The following is a 7888-nucleotide window of genomic DNA, read 5'->3' as shown; positions in this document are numbered from 1 at the left end:
GGCGCGCCCGGGGGGGGGGGCGGCGGGGGGGGGGGGGGGGGGGGGGGCGCCCCCCGGGGGCGGGGGGGGGGGGGGGGGGGGCGCGCCCCCCGGGGCGCCCCCCCCCGGGGGGGGGCCCCCCCCCCCCCCCGACCGGACCTCGTCGGCGCGGTGGTCTCCCGGGGCGGCCGTCCCGACCTGGCCGGCGCCGCGCTCGACCAGGTGCGCGCGCCCACGCTGCTGCTGGTCGGCGGCCTGGACGAGCAGGTGATCACGCTCAACGAGCAGGCCCAGGAGGCGCTGCCGGACACGGCCGAGCTGACGGTGATCCCGGGGGCGACCCACCTCTTCGAGGAGCCCGGCACCCTGGAACAGGTGGCGCACAGCGCCGCCGACTGGTTCACCACCCACCTCCCCTCCCCGCACTGAGGACCCACCCGGTGGGTGGTCAGGCGGGGGTCGGGGGCGCGGGCGTCGGGCGCTGGCGGTGTTGCTGGATGGTGTCGATCACCCGCCAGACGACGGCGGTGATCGGCACCGAGACGAAGGCCCCGGCGATGCCGGCGATCAGGGTGCCGGCGGTCACCGCCACCAGGATCACCGCCGGGTGCAGGCGCACCTGACGCTTCATGACCAGCGGCTCGAGCAGGTTGCCCTCGACCTGCTGGACGGTGATCACGGCGGCGAGGACGAGCAGTGCGGTCACCGGCCCCTTCGCCGCGAGCGCGACCAGCACCGCCACGGCGCCGGCCACGGTCGCCCCGATGATCGGGATGAAGCCGCCGAAGAAGGTGATGAGCGCGAGCGGGAAGGCCAGCGGCACCCGGAGCACCACCAGCGCCAGGCCGATGCCGATCGCGTCGATCGCGGCGATCAGCATCGTGCCCCGGCTGTACGCGCCGAGCGTCCGCCAACCCATCCGGCCGGCCTCGGCGGTCACCTCCCGGTTCGGCCCGGTCGTGCGGGACAGCGTCCAGCGCCACATGGACCTGCCGTCCTTGAGCAGGAAGAACAGCAGGACGAGCGCGAGCAGCGCAGAGCCGAGCACCTCTGCGGCCGTCCTGGCGCCGGAGACCGGGTCGACGGTGCCCTGCCCGAGCCCCTGGCGGGCCTGGTCGAGCAGCTGGTCGAGCTGAGTGTCGCTGACCGGCAGCGTCGAGGTCACGAAGTCCCGGGTCCGTTGCAGGCCCTGCCCCAGCTCGTCGCTCAACTCGCTGAACTGGTTGGCGGTGAGGCTCCACACCAGCGCGCCGACGCCGAACAGCAGGCCGAGCAGCAGCAGTACGGTGAGCAGGGCGGCCAGCGCGGCGGGCAGATGGAGCCGGCGCAGCGCGAGCTGCACCGGGTCGAGCAGCGCGGTGAGGAAGATGGTGACGGCCAGCGCGATGGCCAGCGGCGCGAGCAGCACCGCGATCTTCCCCAGCAGGTACAGCCCGGCGACGACCACCACCAGGCAGGCGCTCCACACCACGGCCGAGCGGACCAGCCAGGGGAGCGCGGCCCAGGTCTGTCGGGAGCCGGCGCCCCGGCCTGGCGTTCCCTCGGGCGTACGCCCGGCATCGTCTGCGACCACGTCGGCCCTCCTCGATCTCCGGCGAGTCGGTACCCGGCCGGCGTCCCTCCGACACCCGCGTCCCCTTTCACGCTAGATGGGCGGCCGGGGCGTCGGGGTCGACCGTCGGTTTCCCGAACGCCCCCGGGCTGCTGCTCCGTCGCGTTTGAGCCCTCGGGCCCAGGGAAGGCAGAGATCGGAACCGGCTTCGAGGAGGACCCCGATGAGCGACTTCATGGACAAGGCCAAGGACTTCGCCGACAAGCACGACGAGCAGGTCGACAAGGGCCTGGAGAAGGGCGGCGACATGGCCGACAAGCGCACGGGCGGCAAGTACGACGAGCAGATCGACAAGGGCGTCGACCAGGCCCAGGCGCGCACCGGCGAAGGCGACCAGGTCCGCTGAACCGCTCGTAGCGTCCCGGGTCGCCGCGCAGGCAGGTGACCCGGGACGACTGCTTCCTGACGGATCGACGCGTACCGCTAGCCAAGGATCGACCACTCTCGCTACTATCCGCAGTCGGAGCATGACTCAAAGTGGAGTCATCCCCGACCGGACCGGCGCCCTCCCCTTGGGGCGCCGTGACGAGAGGAAGTCATCCGGTGACCGAGGCCCCCGAGACGACCGTCCCCCACCGCTATCCGTTCAGCGACCCCGACCGGCTCAACCTCGACCCGCGCTACGCCCGGCTGCGCCGGGACGAACCGCTCACCCGGATCCGGATGCCGTTCGGCGAGCCGGCCTGGCTCGCCACCCGGCACGCCGACGTCCGGACCGTGCTCGGCGACGCGCGGTTCAGCCGGGCCGCCTCGGTGGACCGGGACGAGCCCCGCAACTCGCCGCGACAGCAGGAGGGCGGGATCCTGTCGATGGACCCGCCGGAGCACACCCGACTGCGTCGCCTGGTGGCGAAGGCGTTCACCGCCCGCCGGGTGGAGGAGCTGCGACCCCGGACCAGGGAGGTGGCCCACGAACTGGTGGACGGCATGCTCGCGGCCGGTCCGCCGGCCGACCTGGTGGAGCACCTGGCCACCCCGCTGCCGATCCGGGTCATCTGCGACCTGCTCGGCGTACCCGTGGCCGACCAGGACCGCTTCCACACCTGGTCCGAGGCGATCGTGTCGACCACCTCGCTGAGCCCGGAGCAGGCCCAGGAGTACATCGACAGTCTCCTCGCGTACATGGGCGAGCTGATCGCGCGGCGGCGCGAGCAACCCACCGACGACCTGATCGGCGCGATGGTCCAGGCCCGGGACGCCGACGACCGGCTCGCGGAGGACGAGGTCGTGCGCCTGGCCGCCGGGCTGCTCGCGGCAGGGCACGAGACGACGGTGACCCAGATCCCCAACTTCGTGTACGCCCTGCTCACCCACCCGGACGAGTGGGCCCGGCTCCGGTCGCGGCCGCACCTGGTGCCGGCTGCCGTCGAGGAGCTGATGCGGTACGTGCCGCTCGGCGCGTCCTCGGCCTTCGCCCGCTACGCCCTGGAGGACATCGAGGTCGGCGGCGTGCTGGTACGGGCCGGCGAGCCGGTGGTGGTGTCGATCTCGTCGGCCAACCGGGACGAGACGGTCTTCGCCGACGCGGACCGGCTCGACCTGACCCGCCAGGTCAACCCCCACCTCGGCTTCGGGCACGGGGTGCACCACTGCGTCGGCGCACAGCTCGCCCGGATGGAGCTCCAGGTCGTCCTGGAGACGCTGATCGCCCGCACGCCCGACCTGAGGCTGGCCGTGCCGGAATCCGAGCTGACCTGGAAGAGCGGCCTGCTGGTCCGGGGGCTCGTCGCCATGCCGGTGAGGTGGTGAACAGATGAGTGCGACGGACGAGCAGTGGCGGGTGCACGTGGACCCGGCCCGGTGCATCGGGTCGGGGATCTGCGCGGGCACCGCGCCGAGGCACTTCGTGCTGGTGGACGGGTTGGCCCGCCCGCTGGCCGAGCGGGTGGCGCCCGACGACGCGTTGGTGGATGCCGCGGACTCCTGCCCGATGGAGGCGGTCATCGTGTCCGAGGCGGACGGCCTGCGCCGGATCGCCCCGGAGACCTGAGCCGGGCCGGTCCTGCCGGAGGCCTTGGGCCGGGCGGGTCGCGTGGCTCGCCCGGTGGTCGCCCTCCGCGCCGGCCGGCGACATGCCGGTGGCCACGCCCCGGGCCGGGCGTGGCCACCATGGGCGGGGGCGGTCAGCGCTGCTGCTGGCCCAGCTCCGCCGCCGACGTGACGCGGCCGCTCAGCGCGTCCCGCATCCGGTCCACCAGACCGGCGCCGGGGTTGAGCAGCCGGTTCGCCGGCGGCCGGTCGGGCGCAGCCGGGTGCGGCCGGGTCGGGGCGGTCTTCTTGGTCGCCTCCACCTTGCCGGCCAGCTCGACCATCTCCTCGGTGGCGACTGCGGCGCGCAGGCGGGGGAAGAGGTCCGACTCCTCGTCCTTGACGTGGTGCCGGATCGTGCTCGTCAGGTGCGCCAGGAGCTCGTCGAAGCGCGGGTCGGACGGGTCGACCGACTCGAGCTCCTTCATGGTCCGCTCGGCGTCGGCGTGCTCGGAGATCTCGTGCTCGGCGATCTGGTCGCCGTCCGGCAGCGCCTTGCGGGCGGTCGGATAGACGTGCATCTCCTCGGCGACGGCGTGCCGGACCAGCTCGGCGATCACCACGTCGGCCAACTGCCGGCGGTGCTCGGGGGTGCCCTGCCGGCTCTCCAACTGCACGAAGAGTGCCTCGACCTCACGGTGGTCGGCGGTCAGGACGTCCACGACGTCCTGACCCCTGATGTCCTGTGGGTTTGTCATGTCTGCCCCTTACCGGTTGCGGAACGGTCGGTTGTGGGCCTGGTACCCGGGAACCGTCCGCCGAACCCACCGGTCATCGATGTGTCGCCGACCCGCGTCCCGTGCTCGGCTGGCGCCCGTCGCGCCGGTACGCCGAGGGCCGGCCCCCGCAGGAGGCCGGCCCTCGTGGGATCGGATCAGGACGAGTAGCCGCGCTCGGCGACCCAGTTGGCGACCTTCTCCAGGGTCATCCAGTACTCGCCCTCGGGGGCGGCCGGATCGGCGATGCGGATCAGGTCGCCGCCGTCCCGGTAACCCACCAGGGTCAGGTAGTGCCCGCCCTCGTACGAGTGCGGGTTGCCGACCGTGTCGACGGCGGTGCCCTTGATGTTGGCCACCACCGGCCGGCCCTTGTCGAGGGCCGCGACGACGTCGGACCGCAGCCGGTCGACCTGCTCCGGCTTGGCCACCGGATCCGGGATCTCGGTGGTCCGGTACCCGCGGCCGGTCAGCTCGTTGAGCACGCGGGTGATGTCCAGGGCCGAGTCGGTGCCGGCCTCGGTGGTGCCCAGCCTCTTCGCGACCTCGTCCTGGGGGAGCGCCCGGCCCAGCGCCGACAGGGCGATCCGGGTCGCGGCCGGGCCGCAGTAGTAGAAGTTCGGCTGCGCCTGGTACTCGATGCCGACGGTGCGCTCGGCTCGCCGGTCGGCGCGGCCGTTCTTGGCGGCGCGGTCGTCCGTGTGCACCGCGCCGACCGGGGTGGTCGCCGACGGCGCCGCCTGGGCGGTCACCGCCGGACCCGCGAGGCATCCGCCGGCCACCAGCAGGCCGGCGACGGAGAGACCGCTCTTCTGGACGATCGGATTCATGGTCGGGCTCCAATCGGGGGTCGACGCCGCCGGGGGGACCGGGGCGCGCAGCACCGGGAGGCGCTCGGCTCGGGGAATTCGACGGCCCGGGGCGGTCGGCCCACGGGCGTACTCAGGGATGCAACGGCCCTGCTCCGGTGGGCATTCCAGGCCCACGGCCGGGGGTGCACCGGCCGCACGTCGAGGTTCAACCGGGCCACGGGCGGCAGGATTCCGGCGTACGGATGCCCCGCGTCACAACCGGACCGGTCAGGCGTACGTGGGGGGGGGTGCGGGACGGGACGAACCGGTCAACCGGTCACAGGCTGCCCAGCAGGCGGGTAACCGCGATCTCGATGACCACCCGGTCCGGATTCGGGCGGGGCGTCCGGTAGCGCTCGGCGTACCGGCGCTCGGCCTCGGCGACGGCCGGCCGGTCGGAGCGCACGACGGCCCGCCCCTCGATGGTGAGCCAGCGCCGCCCGTCGACGTGGCAGACGGCCACCGGGGCGCCCCCGGGGCCGGCGGCGGCGACGTGCCGGGCCTTGCGGGACGCCCCACCGGTGATGACGCGGGCCAGCCCGGTCGACGCGTCGAAGGTGACCCCCACCGGTACGACGTGCGGGGTGCCGTCCGGGCGCAGGGTGGTCAGCGTGGCCAGGTGCCGTTCCCGGCAGAACGCCACGACCCGCTCGTCGTGGGGCGCCAACCGATGGTCACCGGGCATGTCCGTCCCCTGTCTCGTGGCGCGGCGCCGATCATGGCACGCGACGGTGCGCCCGGTCGGCGCCGGACGGCGCGTCGGGTGCCCCGGGCAGCGGCGCGCTCGCGGCGCGGCGCTGCCGGACCAGCCTGCCCAGGTAGAGCAGCGCGCCGGTCAGCACCGCCATGTCGTCCAGGTAGATGGGGTCGGGAAGCAGGTCGATCGGCAGGACGGTGTAGAGCAGCGCCCCGTAGAAGGCGAGCTTGCCGTTCAGCCCGAGCGTGCCGAGCAGACGCCGGGTGCGGATCACGCGGACGGCCAGCACCACCGCGCCGACCAGCGTGACGACAGCCACGACGCCGACGACGATCCACGCCTCCCTGGACATGCCGTCACGCTAGCCCAGCGGGACCGGTTCCGCCCGGCCATGCCGGTCAGTACGCGGGAACCGCCGCCCGGCCCCGGGCCACCGACGGCACCTCGCGGCCGGTCAGCACCGGGAACTCCCGGGTCTGCTCCGCCACCCCGGCCCCCTCGACCAGCGGCAGCAGCGACTCCGACTCCTCGGGGCGGCGGTTGACCGCGGCGAACGCCTCGTCCCGCAGGCTGCGCGCCGCCTCGGCGGCGTTCTCGGCCGCCCGCCACGCCGCCTGCTCCCGCTCCCGGGCCGCCCGCTGCCGGGCGAGCAGGTTGTCGCGTACCGCCCGGCGCAGCACCAGTTCCTGCTCGACCGGGTGCAGCCGGGGGTCCCACCCGTCGCGGTGCGCGAAGACGTCGCTGAGCTGTTCGACCGACAACTCCTTGCGCCAGTACGCGTCGAGGGCGGCCCGGTGCAGGAAGCGCTCACGCTCGGCGTACTCGGCGGGCGTCCGGACGGTACGCGGAAGGGGCATCGCCTCGGTGACCGCCAGCCGGCGCACGTCCGCCTCGGCGGCCTCGTACGCCTGCCAGGCCGCCTCGACCTCCTCCTGCGCGGTCAGCCACTCGGCCCGCAGGCGGGCGGCGGTGGTGGCGGCCCGTTCGGCGGCGACCGAGACCTCCCCCGCGTACCGGGAACGTTCGCGCTCCTCCTCGACCCGTTCCAACTCGCTCGGCATCGCGGCGCGCCGGATGCGGGAGCCGGCGTCGAAGCGGAGCCGGCCGGGACGCAGCACCAGGCCGGCCACGGTGACGGCGACGACCCCGAGCAGGCTCAGCCAGATCACGGCGGCCCGGGGCACGTCGAGCAGGACGGAGGAGAACACGTTTTCCATGGTCAGCACCTCGCGGTCGATCGAGGGAATCGACAGGGTCTGTGCCCGGCGTACGGGCGGGTGGGCATCGTGGGCGCGCGTGCGGGCGTACCGCGGCGGTGGCCGCTCCGGCGACGGACCGACGGGTGGCCGCCGGTGACGTGGCGGCCGGGGCCGGGCGGACGGACGCGCGTGGCGGCGGTCCGTCGCCGTCCGTCGCCCCGGATGCGGAGCCGGTGGCCGACGGTTCAGGCGGCGGGCGGACCGCGCCGGGCGGGGACGCCCCTGCCGGGCTCGCGGGCGGGGCCGTCCGGGCGGGCGACCGCCACGGCGGCGGCGTCGGCCAAAGTGTCGTCGTGCCGGACCGCCGGCGGGGCGGCGAAGCCGTCGGCCTGCTCGGCCACCGGCTCGCGGCGCGACAGCGGTGGGGTGAGCGGGGCGCTCGCGCCGGCCGGGACGGCGGCCGTCACGGCGGCCGGAACGGGGGCGGTGACGGCGGTCGGGCCGGCGGCGAACGGTGCCGGGGCCGATGCGGCGGTCGCGCCGCCGAGGCCCACGGCGAGCACCAGCGCGGCGACCGCCAGCCGGGTCAGCTCACGCAGGGAGCGCAGCGTCACCGACCAGAACGGGTCGACGGACGCTGCGGAGGGCACCCGTCCAACCTATCGCCCGGGCCGGGCTCGTGCAGCGCGCCGACGACCCGGGATCGGGTGACCGCCGCCACGATGTCCGAAAAGGATCGTCGGGCGGGTGGGACCGCGCCCGCCGGGACCGACGCCGCACGTGCGACGGCCCACCCGGTGGTACGC

General features: G+C 74.8%; 10 protein-coding genes and 1 pseudogene. 4 read left to right on the top strand and 7 right to left on the bottom strand.

Annotation, left to right across the window (positions count from 1 at the left end; translation table 11 throughout):
• Positions 1-408, top strand: a pseudogene (locus ACGFNF_RS27650) (hypothetical protein); the annotation flags it as partial.
• A gap of 19 nt (positions 409-427) precedes the next feature.
• On the opposite strand, the gene ACGFNF_RS27645 reads toward ACGFNF_RS27650, so the two are convergent.
• Entirely contained in the window at positions 428-1552 is a 1125-nt protein-coding gene (locus ACGFNF_RS27645) for an AI-2E family transporter (protein ID WP_393171678.1), read from the bottom strand.
• A 202-nt stretch (positions 1553-1754) separates the two neighbouring features.
• Between ACGFNF_RS27645 and ACGFNF_RS27640 the strand changes: the two genes are divergently transcribed.
• The 3 genes from ACGFNF_RS27640 to ACGFNF_RS27630 all read left to right on the top strand — a co-directional run bounded on the left by ACGFNF_RS27640 (position 1755) and on the right by ACGFNF_RS27630 (position 3581).
• Positions 1755-1937, top strand: coding sequence for an antitoxin (locus ACGFNF_RS27640; protein WP_132231882.1), 183 nt, complete (start codon positions 1755-1757; stop codon positions 1935-1937).
• Positions 1938-2134: 197 nt separating this feature from the next.
• Entirely contained in the window at positions 2135-3340 is a 1206-nt protein-coding gene (locus ACGFNF_RS27635) for a cytochrome P450 (protein WP_393171676.1), read from the top strand.
• A gap of 4 nt (positions 3341-3344) precedes the next feature.
• Entirely contained in the window at positions 3345-3581 is a 237-nt protein-coding gene (locus ACGFNF_RS27630; protein ID WP_393171674.1) for a ferredoxin, read from the top strand.
• 133 nt (positions 3582-3714) lie between these two features.
• Here the strand turns inward: ACGFNF_RS27630 and ACGFNF_RS27625 are convergent, their stop codons facing one another.
• The 6 genes from ACGFNF_RS27625 to ACGFNF_RS27600 form a co-directional block, all read right to left on the bottom strand.
• A complete protein-coding gene (locus ACGFNF_RS27625) occupies positions 3715-4317 on the bottom strand; it encodes a hemerythrin domain-containing protein (protein WP_393171672.1) in 603 nt (200 codons plus the stop codon).
• Between the two features lie 176 nt (positions 4318-4493).
• Positions 4494-5165: a C39 family peptidase gene (locus ACGFNF_RS27620; protein ID WP_393171670.1), complete on the bottom strand. Its 672-nt coding sequence runs from the start codon at positions 5163-5165 to the stop codon at positions 4494-4496.
• 298 nt (positions 5166-5463) lie between these two features.
• Positions 5464-5871 (bottom strand): pyridoxamine 5'-phosphate oxidase family protein, encoded by a 408-nt coding sequence (locus ACGFNF_RS27615; protein WP_132231872.1) that lies wholly within the window; start codon positions 5869-5871, stop codon positions 5464-5466.
• Between the two features lie 31 nt (positions 5872-5902).
• A complete protein-coding gene (locus tag ACGFNF_RS27610; RefSeq protein WP_357580325.1) occupies positions 5903-6235 on the bottom strand; it encodes a YkvA family protein in 333 nt (110 codons plus the stop codon).
• A gap of 46 nt (positions 6236-6281) precedes the next feature.
• Positions 6282-7100, bottom strand: coding sequence for a hypothetical protein (locus tag ACGFNF_RS27605; RefSeq protein ID WP_393171667.1), 819 nt, complete (start codon positions 7098-7100; stop codon positions 6282-6284).
• A 227-nt stretch (positions 7101-7327) separates the two neighbouring features.
• Complete coding sequence (locus tag ACGFNF_RS27600; protein WP_393171665.1) at positions 7328-7732, bottom strand: hypothetical protein; 405 nt, start codon at positions 7730-7732, stop codon at positions 7328-7330.
• Positions 7733-7888: the final 156 nt, after the last annotated feature.

Source organism: Micromonospora sp. NPDC048868 (assembly GCF_043198195.1).
GTDB classification, from domain to species: Bacteria; Actinomycetota; Actinomycetes; order Mycobacteriales; family Micromonosporaceae; genus Micromonospora; species Micromonospora reichwaldensis.
Note: the sequence above shows the minus strand (reverse complement) of the source record. Positions and strands in the feature narration are given on the sequence as shown.